This is a genomic window from Cupriavidus mimosae (genome assembly GCF_023952485.1).
Lineage (GTDB): Bacteria > Pseudomonadota > Gammaproteobacteria > Burkholderiales > Burkholderiaceae > Cupriavidus > Cupriavidus taiwanensis_C.
Window position 1 is genome coordinate 31,968 of the sequence record NZ_JALHRY010000019.1, and the last position, 18,873, is coordinate 50,840.

The 18,873-nt window shown below is 66.6% G+C and carries 19 protein-coding genes; 3 read left to right on the forward strand and 16 right to left on the reverse strand.

Annotated elements, in window-relative coordinates:
- Window positions 1–95 precede the first annotated feature (95 nt).
- The 12 genes from MKD50_RS26385 to MKD50_RS26440 form a co-directional block, all read right to left on the reverse strand.
- The gene (locus MKD50_RS26385) at window positions 96–1,175 is read right to left on the reverse strand and encodes a MucB/RseB C-terminal domain-containing protein (protein ID WP_115703990.1); all 1,080 of its coding nucleotides are present in this window, start codon (window positions 1,173–1,175) and stop codon (window positions 96–98) included.
- Between the two features lie 8 nt (window positions 1,176–1,183).
- Window positions 1,184–1,813 (reverse strand): sigma-E factor negative regulatory protein, encoded by a 630-nt coding sequence (locus MKD50_RS26390; protein ID WP_240074657.1) that lies wholly within the window; start codon window positions 1,811–1,813, stop codon window positions 1,184–1,186.
- Window positions 1,814–1,931: 118 nt separating this feature from the next.
- Window positions 1,932–2,531 (reverse strand): RNA polymerase sigma factor RpoE, encoded by a 600-nt coding sequence (gene rpoE, locus MKD50_RS26395; RefSeq protein WP_012353313.1) that lies wholly within the window; start codon window positions 2,529–2,531, stop codon window positions 1,932–1,934.
- A 56-nt stretch (window positions 2,532–2,587) separates the two neighbouring features.
- Complete coding sequence (locus MKD50_RS26400) at window positions 2,588–3,196, reverse strand: hypothetical protein (RefSeq protein ID WP_252669365.1); 609 nt, start codon at window positions 3,194–3,196, stop codon at window positions 2,588–2,590.
- Entirely contained in the window at window positions 3,177–4,409 is a 1,233-nt protein-coding gene (gene fabF / locus MKD50_RS26405) for a beta-ketoacyl-ACP synthase II (RefSeq protein ID WP_115703905.1), read from the reverse strand. The genes MKD50_RS26400 and fabF overlap by 20 nt, the downstream gene beginning before the upstream one ends.
- A 190-nt stretch (window positions 4,410–4,599) precedes the next feature.
- Window positions 4,600–4,839 (reverse strand): acyl carrier protein, encoded by a 240-nt coding sequence (acpP, locus tag MKD50_RS26410; RefSeq protein WP_008644813.1) that lies wholly within the window; start codon window positions 4,837–4,839, stop codon window positions 4,600–4,602.
- 169 nt (window positions 4,840–5,008) lie between these two features.
- Complete coding sequence (gene fabG, locus MKD50_RS26415; RefSeq protein ID WP_092309615.1) at window positions 5,009–5,758, reverse strand: 3-oxoacyl-ACP reductase FabG; 750 nt, start codon at window positions 5,756–5,758, stop codon at window positions 5,009–5,011.
- A gap of 16 nt (window positions 5,759–5,774) precedes the next feature.
- A complete protein-coding gene (gene fabD / locus MKD50_RS26420) occupies window positions 5,775–6,704 on the reverse strand; it encodes an ACP S-malonyltransferase (RefSeq protein ID WP_252669367.1) in 930 nt (309 codons plus the stop codon).
- Between the two features lie 83 nt (window positions 6,705–6,787).
- Window positions 6,788–7,768, reverse strand: coding sequence for a beta-ketoacyl-ACP synthase III (locus MKD50_RS26425; RefSeq protein ID WP_115703908.1), 981 nt, complete (start codon window positions 7,766–7,768; stop codon window positions 6,788–6,790).
- Window positions 7,769–7,820: 52 nt separating this feature from the next.
- Entirely contained in the window at window positions 7,821–8,900 is a 1,080-nt protein-coding gene (plsX, locus tag MKD50_RS26430; RefSeq protein ID WP_115703910.1) for a phosphate acyltransferase PlsX, read from the reverse strand.
- A 165-nt stretch (window positions 8,901–9,065) separates the two neighbouring features.
- The gene (rpmF, locus tag MKD50_RS26435) at window positions 9,066–9,245 is read right to left on the reverse strand and encodes a 50S ribosomal protein L32 (protein ID WP_010814675.1); all 180 of its coding nucleotides are present in this window, start codon (window positions 9,243–9,245) and stop codon (window positions 9,066–9,068) included.
- Between the two features lie 119 nt (window positions 9,246–9,364).
- On the reverse strand, window positions 9,365–9,955 hold the full coding sequence (locus tag MKD50_RS26440) for a DUF177 domain-containing protein (RefSeq protein WP_252669369.1): 591 nt from the start codon (window positions 9,953–9,955) through the stop codon (window positions 9,365–9,367).
- Between the two features lie 194 nt (window positions 9,956–10,149).
- Between MKD50_RS26440 and MKD50_RS26445 the strand changes: the two genes are divergently transcribed.
- On the forward strand, window positions 10,150–10,749 hold the full coding sequence (locus MKD50_RS26445) for a Maf-like protein (protein ID WP_252669371.1): 600 nt from the start codon (window positions 10,150–10,152) through the stop codon (window positions 10,747–10,749).
- A gap of 25 nt (window positions 10,750–10,774) precedes the next feature.
- Complete coding sequence (locus MKD50_RS26450; protein ID WP_252669373.1) at window positions 10,775–11,506, forward strand: SAM-dependent methyltransferase; 732 nt, start codon at window positions 10,775–10,777, stop codon at window positions 11,504–11,506.
- Window positions 11,507–11,578: 72 nt separating this feature from the next.
- Here MKD50_RS26450 and MKD50_RS26455 read toward each other — a convergent pair whose 3' ends face one another.
- From MKD50_RS26455 to MKD50_RS26470, 4 genes are read right to left on the reverse strand one after another with little or no spacing between them, the layout of a single operon-like run.
- Window positions 11,579–12,769 carry a S49 family peptidase gene (locus MKD50_RS26455; RefSeq protein ID WP_252669374.1) on the reverse strand — a complete coding sequence of 397 codons (1,191 nt, stop codon included), beginning with the start codon at window positions 12,767–12,769 and terminating at the stop codon, window positions 11,579–11,581.
- Between the two features lie 23 nt (window positions 12,770–12,792).
- Entirely contained in the window at window positions 12,793–13,191 is a 399-nt protein-coding gene (locus tag MKD50_RS26460; protein WP_115703920.1) for a Rieske (2Fe-2S) protein, read from the reverse strand.
- On the reverse strand, window positions 13,184–13,843 hold the full coding sequence (locus tag MKD50_RS26465) for an HAD-IA family hydrolase (protein WP_252669376.1): 660 nt from the start codon (window positions 13,841–13,843) through the stop codon (window positions 13,184–13,186). Before MKD50_RS26465 ends, MKD50_RS26460 begins: the two co-directional genes overlap by 8 nt.
- 30 nt (window positions 13,844–13,873) lie before the next feature.
- Window positions 13,874–14,875, reverse strand: a complete 1,002-nt coding sequence (locus tag MKD50_RS26470; RefSeq protein ID WP_115703924.1) for an RluA family pseudouridine synthase — start codon at window positions 14,873–14,875, stop codon at window positions 13,874–13,876.
- Between the two features lie 795 nt (window positions 14,876–15,670).
- On the opposite strand from MKD50_RS26470, the gene MKD50_RS26475 reads away from it, so the two are divergent.
- Window positions 15,671–18,793 (forward strand): Rne/Rng family ribonuclease, encoded by a 3,123-nt coding sequence (locus MKD50_RS26475; RefSeq protein WP_252669378.1) that lies wholly within the window; start codon window positions 15,671–15,673, stop codon window positions 18,791–18,793.
- The last annotated feature ends 80 nt before the right edge of the window (window positions 18,794–18,873 follow it).

The window sequence follows — 18,873 nt, forward strand, 5'->3', positions numbered from 1 at the left end:
CCGACTGGATGTGATCCCGTGGCGGGGGACCCCTGCGCAGGTTTCATGGAGCCGGCCCCGGACGACATCCGGACGCCGGCTGCACCTGCTCACGCTCAGTGTACCGTCTTGGGCGGACGGTACTCTACGGCCGTCGCAAACTGGCGCACGGTGCTCGCCGGCACCTCGCCCACCACGGTGATCCAGAAATCGGCAACCCGGCGCACCACGACCTGGGTCGCGCCGAGCGCGGCCACGCCTTCGCGGCGCGCGCGTTGCTCGGAAACCGGCTCAATGAAGACCGACAGGCCGGTCAACCCATCGCTGTAGACCACCTGCAGCACTTCGAACACCTGCCCGCGGGCATTGCCCGGGGTCGGCGCGCGTAGCTCGCCGAGCGGGCGGCGAACCTCGCGGATCTTCTGGAAACCCTTGAGCGGCACCGCGATCGACCAACCCTCGTCGGCGATGCTGGTCGGCTGGTAGGTCACCTCATAGTGATTCCAGCTGCTGGAATTCTTGATCGCGCCAAGGATGCGTTGCTTCTCGGACGGGACGCCGATCTGCACCTGCGAGAACGCCACCTGTTCCAGCACCTTGCCGCCGTCGCCGATGGTCTGAGCGCGCATCAGCAGGCCGGAGTTTTTCTCCGCCCACAGGCGCACCGCGTAGCGCGCGGCATCGTGCGGTTCCAGCGCAAAGACCTCGCACTCCATGCCGGCGACGCGCTCGGCGGGCATCTTGCGCATGTCGTACAGATCCAGCACATCGTTCTTGTTGGTGGCGAGCAGCGCCGGGAAGCGGTCCTTGGCTTCCTGCTTTTCCACCACCACCAGCTTGGCTTCAGGGATCAGGCTGTGCACCACGTCGTTTTGGCGCAGCACTTCGCGCGGCTTGCCGTCGAGGGTTTCCAGCCGTTCGTATTCGTTGTGAACGAGGTCGCTGTAATGCTGGATACGCGAGGCGTGCATGACGCTGCCGCGCTGATAAATCAGCGTGCCGACATAGTTCTCGCGCTGTGCGGCTTTATGGATCTTGTTGAGCCAGGCAGTGGCGTCGCGTCGGTTCAGCGTATTGTCCGAAGGCTGCGCGGTGGCCGCGGCAGCGCTCAGACACAAGGCCAGAAAAAAGGACCTACGCAGGGCCCTAATTCTCTGCGCGCCCGCTACATGGGCGGACGAACCTCCTTTATGCATGTCCGGCATTATTCCTGCGTATTTTCCTGAGTGAAGTTTGCACCGTTGGCAACCGTGCGCATGGTCGGCACGAAAGCATCCGTTGCCACTGAAGTGCGATGCGCACGCAGGTATTCGTCCAGGCGCGGGTCGCGGATCATCTGCGGCGCGTCCGCGGCGACCGTGACGATGCCGGCGGCCTGGCCAGCGGCCGGCTGCTCGGCACGGGCCACCACGGCGTCAGGCGTTCCGAGCGTGGCCGGACCGCGCATCTGCGGCACCACTACCCAGCTGACCGCGGCCACGGCGGCGGCAATGGCGGTGCCCGGCATCACGCGGCGCACCCACGACGGACGGACCAACAGGCGATGGCGGGCGCGGGCCTGCGCCACCGCCGGCACCAGCACGTGCGGCTCGGCTTCCAGGCGCGCGGAGAAACGCGAGAGGAAATCGGCGGTGGAGCCCGCCTGCGTCAGATCTTCGGACCGCAGTGCGTCGCCGATCAACTGGTACGTAGTCCAGTCGGAAATGCCGGCCTCGCTCTTCGCGAGATCCAGCACGGCATCGACTTCGTGCGGCGCCAGTTCGCCATCCATCAATACGGAGATCTGCTCCGCTGCTTCCACTACATGAACCGACTGCTTATGAGCCTGACCCATTTCCCACCCCAAGACATTCCATTGAACACCGATAATCCCGTTACTGCTGTCGCTTATCGATGCAGGAATAGGCTGCAACGCTGGCCGCACGACATTCTTCTACCACCTGGACCGCCACTTACCACCGCTTGCCCTCTGCCGTTCCCAGCAGCGGGCGCAATCGTTCGGCAATCGCCTCGCGCGCACGGAAGATCCGCGAGCGCACCGTGCCGATCGGGCATCCCATCGCTTCCGCGATTTCCTCGTAGCTGAGGCCCTCGATCTCGCGCAGCGTGATGGCGGTCCGCAATTCTTCCGGAAGTGCTTCCATCGCGCGGTTCACCGTCTCGGCGACCTGCCGCGTGTGGAGCATCGACTCCGGCGTATTGATATCCCTTAGTTGTTCACCGTCCGCAAAAGTTTCAGCCTCTTCCGCATCGATATCGCTGGACGCTTCCGGGCGGCGGCCCTGGGTGGCCAGGTAGTTCTTGGCGGTGTTGACGGCGATCCGGTACAGCCACGTGTAGAAGGCCGACTCCCCGCGGAACTGGGGCAAGGCGCGGTATGCCTTGATGAAGGCATCCTGCGCCACATCCTCGACTTCAGCGGGATCCCGGACCAGGCGCGAAATCAGGCGAATGATCTTCCGATGGTATTTGGTCACCAGAAGTTCAAAGGCCCGCTTGTCGCCCTGCTGGACGCGTTCAACTAGGAGCTGATCGGCTTCGCGTTCGCTCACGTATGGCTCACCTGCAGTGTATCTCTTGGTTTGGTCGTCACGACAAACGTTGTATTTTACCTACGATTCTCAGCCCGCCCGGTGAAGCAACGCGCATCCTGTGACCGCAAGCTAACAAAATCGTTCCCTGTCCGGGCATCAGGTTGCACCCGCAGTGCAACTCGCGCGGACCGTCGCAGCCATCGCGCCAGTTCGGGGCCGGCTGCCTGCCAGGGAAGCAGAATGACGCCGGGCAGCTCCGGGCGGGCGGGGGCAAGGCACACCACCGTGGCGCCTCCGATCTGCCAGCACTGCCGCACGACGGCCTCGCGCCGCGCGCCGCGTGGCGCTTCCAGCCAGACCCGCAGGGGTCCTTCGACGTCGGCGTCCTGCACGGCCGCACAGGTCCAGCGCAGGCCGCGCCACCATGCCGGCCAGGGGCGCAGTGTCGCCGCTGCGGCCAGTGCGAGGCCCATGCCCGCGGCGAGGTGCCACCAGAGCAATCCGGCCTGGCTGCCGGCGATGGCGTCGGCCAGCGCGCGCGCCAGCAGCGCGAGCGCCAGCAATTCGCCGGCACAAAACACGAACAGGGCCCACCCCAGCGGGTGGACCCTGCCATGGCGCAGCCCCTTATGGAACCCCTTAAGGGCCCGCCTCAACCACGGATCAGGCGCGGCGGAAAACAAGCGTGCCGTTGGTGCCGCCGAAACCGAAGTTGTTCTTCACCGCCACGTCGATCTTCATCTCGCGCGCCGTGTTGGCCACGTAGTCCAGGTCGCACTCGGGATCCTGGTTGTCGATGTTGATCGTCGGCGGCGAGACCTGGTTGTGCAGCGCCAGCACGGTGAAGACCGATTCCAGGCCACCGGCGCCGCCCAGCAGATGGCCGGTCATCGACTTGGTCGAGTTCACCACCATCTTGTAGGCCTGGTCGCCGAACGCCGCCTTGATCGCATCGGACTCGTTCTTGTCGCCCAGCGGCGTGGAGGTGCCGTGCGCGTTCAGATAGTGCACCTGGTCGGTATTGATGCCGGCATCCTTGAGCGCATTGACCATGCAGCGGCGCGGGCCGTCCATGTTCGGTGCGGTCATGTGGTAGGCGTCGCCGCTCATGCCGAAGCCGATCAGCTCGGCATAGATGCGAGCGCCGCGCGCCTTGGCCGACTCGTACTCCTCCAGCATCATCACGCCCGCGCCCTCGCCCAACACGAAGCCGTCGCGGTCCTTGTCCCACGGACGCGAGGCCGCTGCCGGATCGTCGTTGCGGGTCGACAGAGCGCGCGCGGCGGCGAAGCCACCGATGCCCAGCGGCGACACGGTCGATTCGGCGCCGCCCGCCAGCATGGCGTCGGCATCGCCGGCCTGGATCAGGCGAGCGGCCAGGCCGATGCTGTGCAGGCCGGTGGTGCACGCCGTCACGGCGGCCAGGTTCGGGCCCTTGATGCCGTGGATGATCGACAGGTGGCCGGCGATCATGTTGATGATCGAGCCGGGCACGAAGAACGGCGAAATCCGGCGCGGACCCCGCTCGCTCAGCACGGCATGGGTATCCTCGATCATCGGCAGGCCACCGATGCCCGAGCCGACCAGCACGCCGATGCGCTCGGCATTGGCTTCGGTCACTTCCAGGCCGCTGTCCTTCAGCGCCTGCGTCCCGGCCGCGATGCCGTAATGGATAAACGTATCCATGTTGCGGGCTTCCTTGGCCGGGATGTAGTCCTCGGCATTGAAACCCTTCACTTCGCCGGCAAAGTGCACGGACAGCGCGGAGTGATCGAATTTGGTGATGGTGGCGATGCCGGACTTGCCGGCTACCAGGTTGGCCCAGCCTTCGGCAACCGTGTTTCCGACCGGAGACACAAGGCCAAGCCCAGTGACGACGACGCGACGACGGCTCACTATGTTTTCCTACGGGTGCGTGAAACGGGAACGGAACGCGGAGTTGCACGCCGCCGGCCCAGCAGGCCGTGCGGCGAAGCTCATTCCATTCTGCTTCTTCGAACAGACGAAAGCCACAGAAAACAGCAAGGCGCGGCCGCAATGGCCCGCCCACCTGCCTTCTGTGGCTCGGAATGCAGAGACGACGGGCTTAGGCCTTGACGTGCGCGGTGGCGTAGTCGATAGCCTGTTGCACGGTCGTGATCTTTTCGGCTTCCTCATCAGGAATTTCCATGCCGAATTCATCTTCCAACGCCATCACGAGTTCAACCGTGTCCAGCGAGTCCGCACCGAGATCGTTCACGAACGAGGATTCGTTCTTGATGTCTGCCTCGGCCACGCCAAGCTGTTCTGCCACGATTTTCTTGACGCGTTGTTCGATATTGTCCATGTAACCCTCCAGGGAAGTTCGACAAAAAGTGGGCGCATTTTAGCAGGTTTGGGACAACAGAAATGCTGCCTGCCAAGCTTTGCAAGAATCGCGCCCGATTGGTTCGGAAAACTACGACTTCCGGCAGCTTCTTCAGGCTTCTTGGCCGAAAAAACGCGCCGGGAAACCATTAATTCATGTACATCCCGCCGTTCACATGCAGGGTGGTGCCGGTGATGTAGGCGGCTTGCGGACCGGCCAGGAAGGCGACCGCGTTGGCGATATCCTCGGGCTGCCCCAGGCGGCCCAGCGGGATCTGCGTCTTGAGCGAAGCATGCTGCTCTTCGGACAGCGCCTTGGTCATGTCGGTGTCGATAAAGCCCGGCGCGACGCAGTTGACGGTCACGTTGCGGCTGCCGATTTCGGCGGCCAGCGAGCGCGTCATGCCGGCCACGCCAGCCTTGGCCGCGGAGTAGTTCATCTGGCCGGGATTGCCGACCGAGCCTACCACCGAGGTAATGTTGATGATGCGGCCCTGGCGCGCCTTCATCATCGGGCGCAGCACCGCGCGCGACAGACGGAACACCGAAGTCAGGTTGGTCTGGATCACGGCAAGCCAGTCCTCGTCCTTCATGCGCATCGCCAGCTGGTCCTGGGTGATGCCGGCATTGTTGACCAGCACGCCGATGCCGCCGTGGCTCTTGACGATCTCGTCGATGAGCGCGTCGCAGGCAGCGGCGTCGTTGACGTTGAGCACGGCGCCCTTGCCCTTCAGGCCTTCGGCGCCGAGGTAGTCGGTGATGCCGGCCGCGCCGGCTTCGCTGGTGGCGGTGCCGATCACAGTGGCGCCTTGCCGGGCCAGTTCCAGCGCGATGGCGCGGCCGATGCCGCGCGAGGCGCCGGTGACCAGCGCAACCTGGTTGTCGAGTAGTTTGGTCATGCGGATGTCCTGTTGCTTACTTCAGCAGTGCCAGCGTGTCCTGCAGCGAGGCCGGATCGAAGATCGCGCCACCGCTCAGGTTGCCGTCGATGCGCTTGGTCATGCCGGCCAGCACCTTGCCCGGACCGCATTCGATCACGTGGGAGATGCCTTCGGCGGCCATCTTCTGCACGCACTCGACCCAGCGCACCGGCGCGGCGGCCTGGCGCACCAGCGCATCCTTGATCGCCTCCGGATCGCTGACGATGGCGACGTCGACGTTGTTCACCAGCGGAATCGACGGAGTCGAAAAAGCCAGGCCGGCCATGCGCTCGCGCAGCCGGTCGGAAGCCGGCTTGAGCAGCGACGAGTGGAACGGCGCCGACACCGGCAGCGGCAGCGCGCGCTTGGCGCCCTTGGCCTTGGCGATTTCGCAGGCCTTCTCGACCGCGCCCTTGTGGCCGGCGATCACCACCTGCGACGGCGCGTTGAAGTTGACGGCCTCGACCACGCCCGCGGCCGACGCTTCGGCGCATGCTGCGCGCACGTCCTCATCCGACAGGCCGAGGATCGCGGCCATGCCGCCCTCGCCCACCGGCACGGCTTCCTGCATGGCCTGCGCGCGGAACCGCACCAGCGGCACGGCGTCGGCAAACGGGATCACGCCCGCGGCCACCAGCGCGGAGTACTCGCCCAGGCTGTGGCCGGCTACCAGCGCCGGCGCCGGGCCACCGGCATCGAGCCAGGCACGGTAGATCGCCACTGCGGCGGTCAGCATCACCGGCTGCGTATTGGTGGTCAGGTTCAGTTCTTCGGCAGGGCCTTCGGCGATCAGGCGGCCGAGATCCTGGCCGAGCGCGGCCGAGGCTTCTTCCATGGTGGCGCGCACCACGGCATTGTCGGCGAAGGCATTGAGCATGCCGACCGACTGCGAACCCTGGCCGGGAAATACGAAAGCGAATTTCATCGGATGGAAACCCTAACAAGAAATCAGGGGCCGGCGCCGCGGCCCATCATGCCTGCTCGGCACGCCCTGGCGCCGGCCGCATATCACATGCGCAGCAGCACCGCGCCCCACGTGAAGCCGCCGCCCACACCTTCCATCAGCACGGTGTGGCCCGGGCGGATGCGGCCGTCGCGCACGGCGACGTCCAGCGCCAGCGGGATCGAGGCGGCGGAGGTGTTGCCGTGCTCGTGCACGGTCGCGACCATGCGCTCGGCCGGCAGGCCCAGTTTCTTAGCCGTGCCCTGCATGATGCGGATATTGGCCTGGTGCGGAATCAGCCAGTCGACCTGGTCGGGCGACACGCTGGCGGCTTCCATGGCTTCGCGCGCCACCTTGTCGAGCACGTTGACGGCGAGCTTGAACACCGCCTGGCCATCCATGTGCAGGAACGGGTTGCCGGTGATGTTGCCGCCGGCGACGTTGCCCGGCACGCACAGGATGTCGACATGGCTGCCGTCCGAATGCATCGCGCTGGACAGGATGCCCGGCTCGTCGGACGCCGACAGCACCACCGCGCCGGCACCGTCGCCGAACAGCACGCAAGTAGTGCGGTCGTTGAAGTCGAGGATGCGCGAGAACACTTCGGTGCCGATCACCAGCACGTTGCGGTGCGAGCCGCTGCGGATGAACTTGTCGGCGGTGGCCAGCGCATACACAAAGCCGGAGCACACCGCCTGCAGGTCGAAGGCCGGGCAATGATTGGTGATGCCCAGCTTTTCCTGCACGATACAGGCGGTGCTGGGGAACACGAAATCCGGCGTCGAGGTGGCGACGATGATCAGGTCGATGTCCTGGCGGTCGATGCCGGCGGCCTCGATGGCCTGCTCGGCAGCCTTGACCGCCAGCGCGCTGCTGGTCACATCGGGCTCGGCCCAGTGGCGCGCCGAGATGCCGCTGCGCGAGACGATCCACTCGTCGCTGGTCTCGATGCCTTTCTCGGCAAGCTGCGCGGCCAGCTCATGGTTGGTCACGCGCCGCGGAGGCAGACAGCTCCCGGTACCGATGATTTTTGCGTACTTGGTCATGTATTGTCGGATCGTATGGCCCGCCGGCACGCTCGACCGGCGCGCGTGGCGTTCAGGCGACGTGGGTGCTGGGATGCGCGCCAGGCGCCTCTGTCTCCGGGGCGGGCTGGGCACCGCCTGCGGCGCTGGATTTATCGGCAAAGGCCCGGGTGATGCGGGCGATCACGCCATTCTTGGCGGCATCATACCCGCGTTTGATGGCCCACTCAAAAGAATGGGCATCGGCCGAGCCGTGGCTCTTGATCACCAGCCCGCGCAGTCCCAGCAGCGACGCGCCGTTGTAGCGCGCCGGGTCGAGCCGCTTGGCCAGGCGCGACAGCACCGGCATGGCGACCGCGGCCAGCAGCTTGGTAAACCACGAGCGGGTGAATTCTTCCTTGATCATGCTGCCGATCATCTTGGCCAGGCCCTCGGTGCTCTTGAGCGCCACATTGCCGACGAAGCCGTCGCAGACCACGATGTCGGTGGTGCCCTTGAAGATGTCGTTGCCTTCCACGTTGCCGTAGAAGTTCAGCTCCGAGGCGCGCAGCAGTTCACCGGCGCGTTTGACCACCTCGTTGCCCTTGATGACTTCCTCGCCGATGTTCAGCAGGCCCACCGTGGGGTGTTCCTTGTGGTCGACGACAGCCACCATGGCCTCGGCCATGCGCGCGAACTGCAGCAGGTGCTCGGGCTCGCAGTCGGCGTTGGCGCCGAGGTCCAGCACCGTGGTGCCCCAGCCCTGCTGGTTGGGAATGGTGGTGGCGATGGCCGGCCGCTCGATGCCTTCGAGCGTCTTCAGCACGTAGCGCGATACCGCCATCAACGCGCCGGTGTTGCCGGCGGAGATGCAGGCGCCCGCCAGGCCTTCCTTGACCTGGGTGACGGCAACGCGCATCGAGGAGTCGCGCTTCTTGCGCAGCGCCACCTCGACCGGGTCATCCATGGTGATGACCTCGGTGGCCTCGACGATGCTGACGCGCGGATGGTCCAGCGCGTGCAGCTTTTTCAGCTGCGTCCGGATGGCATCGGGCAAGCCGACCAGCACCATCTCGGCATCGTCGTGGCGGGAAAGAAAACTGATCGCCGCGGGCACCGTCACGGAAACCCCGTGATCGCCGCCCATGCAGTCGATAGCGATTTTGATCGTCATTGTTCCTGGTACGGATAGCGCGGCGGCGCACGCCACGCCCGGCGGGAATCCCGAGCGCCCAACAAAAAAGCGGCAACGATCTTGCCGCTTTTTTGTGTCTGACCGATTATTGTCCGACCCACAGGCATGCGCGAGCGAGACGCAACGTCACGCCTAGCGAAGCTATCAGTCGTTCTTGGTCTTGATGACCTTGCGACCACGGTAGTAGCCGTTCGGGCTCACGTGATGGCGCAGGTGGGTTTCGCCGGTGGTCGGCTCGACTGCCAGCGGCGCGGCCGACAGGTGGTCGTGCGAACGGTGCATGCCGCGCTTGGACGGCGACTTCTTGTTCTGTTGAACAGCCATGATGACTCCTTCGAGAATTTTTCAATATTAACACACGCATCCCGCCCAAGGCGTAGCCGGGGCCCGGCCGGATGCTTCAGATTCACCTGCAAGACCCTGCAGGCCGCGCGCTGGCGGCTTCAGTGCCGGGTCTTCAGGCCGGCCAGCGCCGCGAAGGGCGAAGGCCGCTTTTCTTCCTCAGGCTCAGCTTCAGGCTGGGCCTCGCCGTCCGATCCGGTCACGAGGCTTTCGTGCACCGTCGGGCAGACGTCATGCTTGGGTGCCACCGGCAACGCCAGCAGCACTTCATCTTCCATCAGTTCCAGCAGCGCAAACCGCTTCGAGCCGGCGATCACGTCGACTTCGTCGTCGTCCATCGGCGCGGCGTCGGCCGCTTCTTCGCTTTCCACTACCTCGAAACGCGTCGCGGTGTCGATCGGCTGGGCATAGGGCGCCAGGCAGCGCTGGCAATCCAGCCACATCCGGCCCTGCACCGTCACGTCAAGGAACAGCCGCTGAGCCACCGGGGCGCCGGGCTCGGCCGCCTCTTCGCGCACGAAGCCGGTGGCCGTATAGGCGAAGGTCTCATCGGGTGCCGAGGCTGGCGCTTGCGCGGCGGTCTCGGCTAAGATGCGCGGCAAATCCCGCACCGCCACCTCGCCGGCCAGGCTTTCACCCTTTCGGCACAAGGCGAAGAGGTCAAGCGCGCGCAGGTCGGTCGGCTGGGTCATGTGCGGGGCTCCTGTCGCAAATCAATGACGGGTTCGCCACATTCCCTACCTGACGGATTGCGGGCCGCGCACATTGGCGGCACTGCGCCCGGGTGCGGATGCGGCTAAACGCGCGATTATACGGTGTAAACCTTCCTGAGGTCAAAGGCCTTGCTTCGAAAGCCACACGGCTTCCTGCCCTGATTCTATTACTTATGTCTCCAGACCCACGCCCCCGGCTGATCCTCGGCTCCGGCTCGCCCTACCGCCGCGAACTGCTGGAGCGGCTGCGCATTCCTTTCGAAGTCGCGGTGCCGGACATCGACGAAACCCCGCTGGCCGGCGAAGCGCCCGAGACCACGGCGCTGCGGCTGTCGCAGCGCAAGGCCGAGGCCATCGCGGCCCGCCACCCGGGCGCCCTGGTGATCGGCTCCGACCAGGTGCTGACGCTGGGTGGCGCCCAAATGGGCAAGCCTGGCACGCACGACAACGCGGTGGCGCAGCTACGCCGCATGCGCGGGCGCACCGCCACCTTTCACTCGGCACTGTGCCTGCTGGATTCCCGCACAGGGACCGCGCAACTGGCCGACGTGCAAACCCACGTGACGATGCGCGACCTCAGCGACGCCGAAATCGAGACCTACCTGCAGCTGGAGCGCCCCTACGACGTGGCCGGCAGCGCCAAGTCCGAGGGGCTCGGCATCACGCTGCTGGCGCGGGTCGAGTCCGACGACCCCACCGCGCTGGTCGGCCTGCCGCTGATCGCGCTGACCGGCATGCTGCGCCAGGCCGGCTACCCTCTCCTTTCCGCATGAACCGCACTTACCGCACCCACCCACGATGAGCGGCACCCTCTACCTGATTCCCAATACCCTCGGCAAGCGCGACGAAGCCGACCCGCTGGCCGACGTGATCCCGGCGGGCGTACAGCAGATCGCGGCCAGGCTGGACTACCTCGTCGCCGAGAACGCCAAGACCGCGCGCGCCTTCCTGAAAAAGCTGGGCGAAACCACGCCGCTGGCGCGACCGATCCAGCAGATCGAGATCCAGGAACTGAATGTCAATACGCGCGCCGACGCCCTGGCGGCGCTGCTGGCGCCGCTGCAGGCCGGCCGTGACGGCGGCCTGCTGTCGGAGGCCGGCGTGCCGGCGGTGGCCGACCCGGGCGCCGATCTGGTGCGGCTGGCGCATGCGCGCGGCATCCGCGTGCGGCCGCTGGTGGGGCCGAGCTCGATCCTGCTGGCGGTGATGGGCTCGGGCCTGAACGGCCAGAGCTTTGCCTTCAACGGCTACCTGCCGGTCGATGCCAACGAGCGCGCGCAGCGGCTGCGCGAACTGGAACAGCGCTCGCGCAAGGCCAGCCAGACCCAGGTCTTCATCGAAACGCCATACCGCAACGGCGCGCTGCTGGAAGCCATGCGCCAGCACTGCGCCGGCAACACGCTGCTGTCGGTGGCGGTGGACCTGACCCTGCCCGGCGAGACCATCGTCACGCTGCCGCTGTCGGACTGGAACGTGGAGCGGATCGCGCTGCACAAGCGTCCGGCGATCTTCTCGCTGCTCGCCCTCTAGGGCAAACCGCTGCACGGAAATGACAAAGGGGGCGCTTGCGCCCCCTTTGTTCACTCGCTGCCGCGCCAGGCTTCAGCGCATGCCCTGCATGCCGGTGCTCCACAGCATGGTCTTCATCGCCGCGGTGCCCACGGCCGCGCCGAAGCGCTTGGCCACGCGCTCGGCGATGTTCTCCTTGACCGTGTAGTCGACGATGTCCTCGGCCTTGAAGAGGTCGCGCGCCACGTACTCGGCACTGCCCAGGCCGTCGGCCAGCCCCAGCGCGACGCTGCGCTCGCCCGACCAGAACAGGCCGGAGAACAGTTCCGGGTCATCCTTGAGTCGGTCGCCCCGGCCTTCCTTGACCACGTCGATGAACTGCTGGTGGATCTGCTTGAGCATGGCTTCGGCAAAGGCCTTCTGCTTCGGCACCTGCGGCGAGAACGGGTCAAGCATGCCCTTGTTCGCGCCCGAGGTGTAGAGCCGGCGCTCTACGCCCAGCTTGTCCATCAGCCCGGTAAAGCCGAAGCCGTCCATCAGCACTCCGATCGAGCCGACGATGCTGGCCTTGTCGACATAGATCTTGTCGGCCGCCGCCGCCACGTAATAGCCGCCGGAAGCACAGATTTCCTCGACCACCACATACAGCGGCTTGGACGGGTAGAGGCCGCGCAGGCGGTGGATCTCGTCGTTGATAATGCCGGCCTGCACGGGCGAGCCGCCGGGCGAGTTGATCTTCAGGATCACGCCGGCGGCATTGCTGTCGGCAAAGGCCGCCTGCAGCGAGGCGTTGATCGCTTCGGCGCTTGCCGGCGTGCCGGCGGCGATTTCGCCTTCGAGTGTGACCATCGCGGTGTGGCGGCCCGAGGCACTGATGGCGCCGTCACCCTTGAAGTCGAACACCGCGAACAGGACCAGCGCCAGCAGGCCCAGGGTCACCAGACGGAAGAAGATACGCCAGCGCCGCGCCGCCCGCTGCTCGCGCAGCGAGGCGGTCAGCACTTTTTCCAGCACATCGCGCTCCCAGCCTCCGCTCCCCTGCCCGCCCACCCGTCCACCGCTGGTGGCACCGGCCAGACGCGCCTTGCGCTCGCGCGCTTCGCGCCGCGCGGCGTCATCGCCCGCGCGGAGTTCGTCTTCCAGTGGAAAATCGGCATGCGGCGCGGTCACCAGGCGCTCGGACTCGGTCGCCGGGGCAGGTCCGGCCTCGCCGGCGGGCTTGCGCGGGTCCGGCTGCCCCGGTTCTTGGGGTTCATCCGGGGGCGGCTTCTGTTGTTCTGTCATGCAAATCGCTCGTGGAAATCCATTCAGGCGCCGCCGGAAGGCTCGGGCGCGCGGTACGGGGCCCGCGGCAGCCAGTAGACCTGACCATCGTGTTCCTCAACCTGCAGCTTCGCCAGGGCGGCTCCGCGGCAGGGACCGCCGACACACTTGCCGCTATCCGGCGCGTATACCGCGCCATGAGTGGCGCACATCAAGTATAGGCCCGAGGCATCGAAGAAGCGGCCCTCCTGCCAGTCCAGCTCCATCGGCACATGCGCGCACTGGTTCAGGTAGGCATGGGCAACGCCGTCGAAACGAACCACAAAGGCGCCGATCTCGCGCTGGTCGAGCGCCACCGAGAAGCGCACGCCGAGACCGCCCTCCTGCAATGCCTCGGCGGCGCACAGCCGCACCGGCGCCTGGCCGCAGGCCATGTCAGGCATGGGCCAGCAGCCACTCGGTCAGGTCGGCGATCGAACTGGCGCAGTGCACCGGCGCCATGGCGCGCAGCGACTCGGCCGGATGCGCCCCGTAACAGACTCCCAGGCCCTTGGCGCCGGCGTTGGCCGCCATCTGCAGGTCATGGGTGGTATCGCCGATCATCACCGTGCGCTCCACGTCCTGGCCCAGTTCGCGCGTCAGCTCGTGCAGCATGGCCGGATGCGGCTTGGAGAAGGTCTCGTCGGCACAGCGCGTGGCGTCGAACAACGCGGTCAGGCCGGTGGCTGTGAGCACGCGCTGCAGGCCGACGCGGGTCTTGCCGGTGGCCACGCCGAGAAAATAGTGTTCCGCGCGCAGCGTCGCGAGCATTTCGCGCACGCCGTCGAACAGCACCAGATCGGCGTCGCGAGTCAGGAAATGGTAACGGTAGCGCTCGGCAAGCCGCGGATAGTCGACGGGATCCAGCGTCGGCACTGCATACGACAGCGCATCCTTCAGCCCCAGCCCGATCACGTGGCTGGCGGCGCTGTCGTCCGGCACCGGCAGGCCCAGGTCCCGGCTGGCGAGCTGGATGCACTTGGCGATGGTCGGGGTCGAGTCCATCAGCGTCCCGTCCCAGTCGAAAACGATCAGGTCAAATTGTTGCCTGGCCATGGAAGTCCTTGTGGCGTTTGAGGCACTACCCTACTCCGGGGCGTGCAGCTCACGCAATTGTTGCAGGAATCCGACGCATTCGTCCGGCAGCGGCGCCTCCACGGACAGCGGCTCGCCGGTGCCAGGGTGGATAAACACCAGCCGGTGCGCATGCAAGAACATGCGCTTGATGCCCGGCCTGGCGCCGGAACGCGCCAGCGACTTGTTCAGGGTGAAATCGCCGTATTTTTCGTCACCCACGATCGGGAAACCCGAGTGCGCCAGGTGGACGCGGATCTGGTGCGTGCGGCCGGTCTTCAGCTCGGCCTCCAGCAGCGTGAAACCCGGGAAGGCTTCGATCCGGTTGAACACGGTATGCGAGGCCAGCCCGTCGGCCTGGACCCGCACCCGCCGTTCCCCGTCCGGCGTGCTGTATTTATATAGCGGCAGCTTCACGTGCTGACGGGCGTTGAGAAATTCGCCGGCGACGCAGGCGAAATAACGCTTGTCCATGGTGTTGCCGCGGATCTGCTCATGCAGGTGGACCAGCGCCGAGCGCTTCTTCGCCAGCACCAGGATGCCGGAGGTTTCGCGGTCCAGTCGGTGCACCAGTTCCAGGAACTTGGCCTGCGGCCGCGACCGGCGCAATTGCTCGATCACCCCGAAGGCGACGCCCGAGCCGCCGTGCACCGCGACGCCGGCCGGCTTGTTGATGACCAGCAAGTGCGCGTCTTCGAACAACACCGGGAATTCCCCGGCCGGCACCGGAGCCGCGCCGGATTGCGCCGTATTCGCCACACGCATCGGGGGAATGCGCACCACATCCCCGGACTGCAGCCGATAAGTGGCATCGATACGCCCCTTATTGACCCGAACCTCGCCCGAACGGAGCACCCGGTAAATATGGCTCTTGGGGACCCCCTTGGCCACCTTCAACAGGAAGTTGTCGATGCGCTGGCCTTCGGAGCCTTCGTCAATCGTGACATACGCCACCTGTGGGCTGGCCGGCGCAGCTTCGGCAGCCTTTTCAATTTGATGGCGTAACTCATTCATTTTCAATATAATTTCCTCGCTGTTCCGGCTCGTGGCCGGCAGCGCAAGACCTGTGTAAGCGATGGATCTTCGAGTTTTATTCGATTTTTCGCATTCTACACTTGGGGTTGCCGTCGACCCCGCCCGTCTCCCGCAATTCGCGTTACGCCAAGCGCCAGACGGGCAAATGGCAGCAAAAAAGCAGCACGCACGGTGCCGCCGGCATGCAGGAAGTCGCCCAAAGGTGGCTTCGGCACGGGCAGGCGGTGACGTGGGAACTGAGTGTTCAGGTAAAACAGAATTTAAGGGCGGATGCCGCAGCCGGCATCCGCTTCGGTGAGAGAAGTCCCGCCCGCACCGGGAAACGGTGCCGGCCGGCAGGTTGACCTGCCGCCTGACTGGAAGTTACCGGCGCCCGGTCGCAGAACTCCAAGAAGTAGTAGGTGCGCCCGCCAGGAGAAGTCAGGCAGCAACGGCAACCATGCCGTGTCCGAAAAATTTGCTCTTTGACGCGTCTAGGCCTTCCGCGGCCGGCCGCGATGCCGCCGGCGCTGGTTGCGCCGGCGCCCAGCATCGCCTCCGGTATGGGAATGCGCCGGATGTCTGCGCAAGAGCAGCCTCCGGTGTTCTCTCCTGCCCTGCGGTCGTTACCCCGACGTCATCGCTCTCTTTCACCCGCGCCCAGCCGCTCGCATGTCTTGCGCAGCGGCGCTTTCCGGCAATTCTCGCGCCTCGCTCGCTCCCTCGCGTGCTCCATGGATCGCCGCGGACACCGCCCAGACGGTGCCACCCGCGACACTGGAGTGAGGTATTGCGATGAAACGCATGCTGTTCAACGCGACGCAACAGGAGGAATTGCGCGTCGCCATCGTCGACGGTCAGAAACTGATCGATATCGACATCGAGACTGCCGGGCGCGAACAGCGCAAGGGCAACATCTACAAGGGTGTCATCACCCGCATCGAACCTTCGCTGGAAGCTTGCTTCGTCAACTACGGCGAAGAGCGCCACGGCTTCCTGCCGTTCAAGGAAGTCGCGCGCGCCTTCTTCAAGGAAGGCATCGACGTGCGCAACGCGCGCATCCAGGACGCCCTGCATGAAGGCCAGGAACTGATCGTCCAGGTCGAGAAGGAAGAGCGCGGCAACAAGGGCGCGGCCCTGACCACCTTCATCTCGCTGGCTGGCCGCTACCTGGTACTGATGCCGAACAACCCGCGCGGCGGCGGCGTGTCGCGCCGCATCGAAGGCGAAGACCGCCAGGAGCTGCGCGAGACCATGGCGCAGCTGGCCGTGCCGGAAGGCATGAGCATCATCGCCCGCACCGCCGGCATCGGCCGCTCGGCCGAGGAACTGCAGTGGGACCTGAACTACCTGCTGCAATTGTGGAAGGCCATCGACGGCGCCGCCGGCGACAACAAGGCGCCGTTGCTGATCTACCTGGAATCGAGCCTGGTGATCCGCGCGATCCGCGACTACTTCCAGCCGGATATCGGCGAGATCCTGATCGACACCGACGAGATCTACGAACAGGCCCGCGCCTTCATGAGCGTGGTGATGCCTGACAACATGAACCGCGTGAAGAAGTACCGCGACGACGTACCGCTGTTCTCGCGCTTCCAGATCGAACACCAGATCGAATCGGCCTACTCGCGCATGGTGATGCTGCCCTCGGGCGGCGCCATCGTGATCGACCACACCGAGGCGCTGGTCTCGGTGGACGTGAACTCGGCGCGCGCCACCAAGGGCGCCGACATCGAGGAAACCGCGCTGCGCACCAACCTCGAGGCCGCCGACGAGATCGCCCGCCAGCTGCGCCTGCGCGACCTGGGCGGCCTGATCGTGATCGACTTTATCGACATGGAGTCGGGCAAAGCGCAGAAGGACGTTGAAACGCGGCTGAAGGACGCGCTGCGCCACGACCGGGCGCGCGTGCAGATGGGCAAGATCAGCCGCTTCGGCCTGATGGAGCTGTCGCGCCAGCGCCTGCGCCCGTCGCTGTCCGAGGGCTCGCACATCACCTGCCCGCGCTGCAACGGCACCGGCCATATCCGTGATACAGAATCGTCCGCCCTGCAGGTGCTGCGCATCATCCAGGAAGAGGCGATGAAGGAAAACACCGCCGCCATCCACTGCCAGGTGCCGGTGGAGGTTGCCGCCTTCCTGCTGAACGAGAAGCGCCAGGAAATCAACCTGATCGAACTGCGCTTCAAGGTCAACGTGCTGCTGATCCCGAACAAGCACCTGGAAACGCCGCATTACAAGCTGGAGCGCCTGCGCCACGACGACCCGCGCCTGGAAGACAGCACCGCCAGCTACAAGATGGCCGAGGCTGCCGCCAAGGAACTGGAAGCCGACACCAGCTACAGCAGCCGCCGCAAGGAAGAAGCCAAGCCGCGCCAGGAAGCCGCGGTCAAGGGCATCACGCCCGAGCAGCCCGCGCCGGTGTCGGTGCCGCGCCCCGAGCGCGCACCGCGCCCGGAAGCCGCTCCGGTGGCCCCGCCCGTGCCGGCCACCAAGCCGGTGGAAGCCGGTGGCTTTATCGCCTGGCTGAAGGGCCTGTTCGGTGCCCGCCCGGCCACCCCGCCGGTGGTGGTGGAGCCGGCCAAGCCCGCCGCCACCGCGGAAACCCGCAGCGCCGATGGCCGTCGTGAGCGCGGTCCGCGTGGCGAAGGCCGCGGCCAGCGTGGCGAGCGCGCCGAACGCGGCGAACGCACCGAACGCGCTGAGCGTGGCGAGCGCCAGGGCCGCGGCCAGCGTGGTGAACGGGGCGAGCGTGGTGAACGCGCCGAGCGCGGCGAACGCCAGGCCGCAGAGCGCGGCGAGCAGCGCGAAGGCCGCGGCGAACGCCAGGGCCGCCAGCCGCGCCAGCAAGGTGAAGGCCAGGCCACGCCGGCCGTGGCGCGCCAGGCCGAGGCCGTGCCCGCCGAGCGGGCTCAGGGCGAACGCGCCGAGGCGCGCCAGGAAGGCCGTCGCGACCGCAACCAGGAACGCCGCGAGCGCCAGCGCGAACGCCAGCGCGAGCGCAGCGAACTGCGCGAAGCCGAAGCCGGTGAAGCGCCGCAGCCGGAAGCCATCGCTGCGGCCCAGGCCCTGGGCGTGCTGCCTCAGGCCGTGACCGAAGACACCCAGGCCCGCGCCGAACTGCAGGAAGGCGCCGAAGGTGTCGCCGAAAGCCCGGAGACCGCCGAGGGCGAGGAACGCCGCCGCCGCAACCGCCGTGGCCGCAACCGCTATCGCCGTGAACGCGACGAGTCGGTGCAAGGCGTGACAGGTGAAGGCGAAGGCGCCACCGCCGAAGACTTTGCCCCGGCCAGCACCGAAGCCGGCGCGCCGGCCGAGCCCGCGCCGCAGGTAGCCGTGGCCGCGCAAGCCGCACCCGAAGCCGTTGAAGCCGTCCGCATCGCCGTGCCGGCAGACGTGACGCCGCCCCCGGCGGCGGAAGCCACGCCGGCGGCCGAGCCAGGGGTCGCGCCAGTTGCCGAACCTGCAGAAGCTGTCACGCCGGTGGCGGTGGCGGTGACGGAGGCCGTTGCCGCCGAAGCCGTCGCCGAGCCTGTCGTCAGCGCCGCGGTCGAAACCGCTGCCCCGGTCGTGCCGGCCGCTGCCCCCGCCGCGGCACCCGCACCGGAGCCCGTGCTGGCACCGGTCGCGCAAACCGCTCCGGCGGCCGAGCCGGTAGCCCAGGCACCGGCATCGACCGCGGTGGCCGCCGCAGCACCGGCGTCGCTGGAAAACCTGGAGCCGATGCTGGCTACCGCCGGCCTGCAATGGGTCCATACCGACAGCGACAAGCTGCGCTCGGCCCAGGAAGCCGCCGCCCGCATCGTGCCCGCCCCGCGCGTGCCGCGCGAGCGCAAGCCGCTGCCGCCGCTGCCCCAGGGTCCGATGATCCTGGTGGAAACCGGCAGCCGCGAAGTGCAGATGGCATCGCAGCAGTAAGCGACGCCGCTGCGCCGCAGCCAAAGCAGGAAGGGGGACGGCCTGGCCGTCCCCTTTTTTATGGGCCACGGGCGCGTGGC

Excerpts from the sequence above, each read along its gene's own strand:
- MKD50_RS26385 (WP_115703990.1), bottom strand. The coding sequence starts at position 1,175 with ATGCATAAAGGAGGTTCGTCCGCCCATGTAGCGGGCGCGCAGAGAATT.
- MKD50_RS26390 (WP_240074657.1), bottom strand. The coding sequence starts at position 1,813 with ATGGGTCAGGCTCATAAGCAGTCGGTTCATGTAGTGGAAGCAGCGGAG.
- acpP (WP_008644813.1), bottom strand. The coding sequence starts at position 4,839 with ATGGACAATATCGAACAACGCGTCAAGAAAATCGTGGCAGAACAGCTT.
- fabG (WP_092309615.1), bottom strand. The coding sequence starts at position 5,758 with ATGACCAAACTACTCGACAACCAGGTTGCGCTGGTCACCGGCGCCTCG.
- fabD (WP_252669367.1), bottom strand. The coding sequence starts at position 6,704 with ATGAAATTCGCTTTCGTATTTCCCGGCCAGGGTTCGCAGTCGGTCGGC.
- MKD50_RS26425 (WP_115703908.1), bottom strand. The coding sequence starts at position 7,768 with ATGACCAAGTACGCAAAAATCATCGGTACCGGGAGCTGTCTGCCTCCG.
- plsX (WP_115703910.1), bottom strand. The coding sequence starts at position 8,900 with ATGACGATCAAAATCGCTATCGACTGCATGGGCGGCGATCACGGGGTT.
- rpmF (WP_010814675.1), bottom strand. The coding sequence starts at position 9,245 with ATGGCTGTTCAACAGAACAAGAAGTCGCCGTCCAAGCGCGGCATGCAC.
- MKD50_RS26440 (WP_252669369.1), bottom strand. The coding sequence starts at position 9,955 with ATGACCCAGCCGACCGACCTGCGCGCGCTTGACCTCTTCGCCTTGTGC.
- MKD50_RS26445 (WP_252669371.1), top strand. The coding sequence starts at position 10,150 with ATGTCTCCAGACCCACGCCCCCGGCTGATCCTCGGCTCCGGCTCGCCC.
- MKD50_RS26450 (WP_252669373.1), top strand. The coding sequence starts at position 10,775 with ATGAGCGGCACCCTCTACCTGATTCCCAATACCCTCGGCAAGCGCGAC.
- MKD50_RS26455 (WP_252669374.1), bottom strand. The coding sequence starts at position 12,769 with ATGACAGAACAACAGAAGCCGCCCCCGGATGAACCCCAAGAACCGGGG.
- MKD50_RS26460 (WP_115703920.1), bottom strand. The coding sequence starts at position 13,191 with ATGCCTGACATGGCCTGCGGCCAGGCGCCGGTGCGGCTGTGCGCCGCC.
- MKD50_RS26465 (WP_252669376.1), bottom strand. The coding sequence starts at position 13,843 with ATGGCCAGGCAACAATTTGACCTGATCGTTTTCGACTGGGACGGGACG.
- MKD50_RS26470 (WP_115703924.1), bottom strand. The coding sequence starts at position 14,875 with ATGAATGAGTTACGCCATCAAATTGAAAAGGCTGCCGAAGCTGCGCCG.
- MKD50_RS26475 (WP_252669378.1), top strand. The coding sequence starts at position 15,671 with ATGAAACGCATGCTGTTCAACGCGACGCAACAGGAGGAATTGCGCGTC.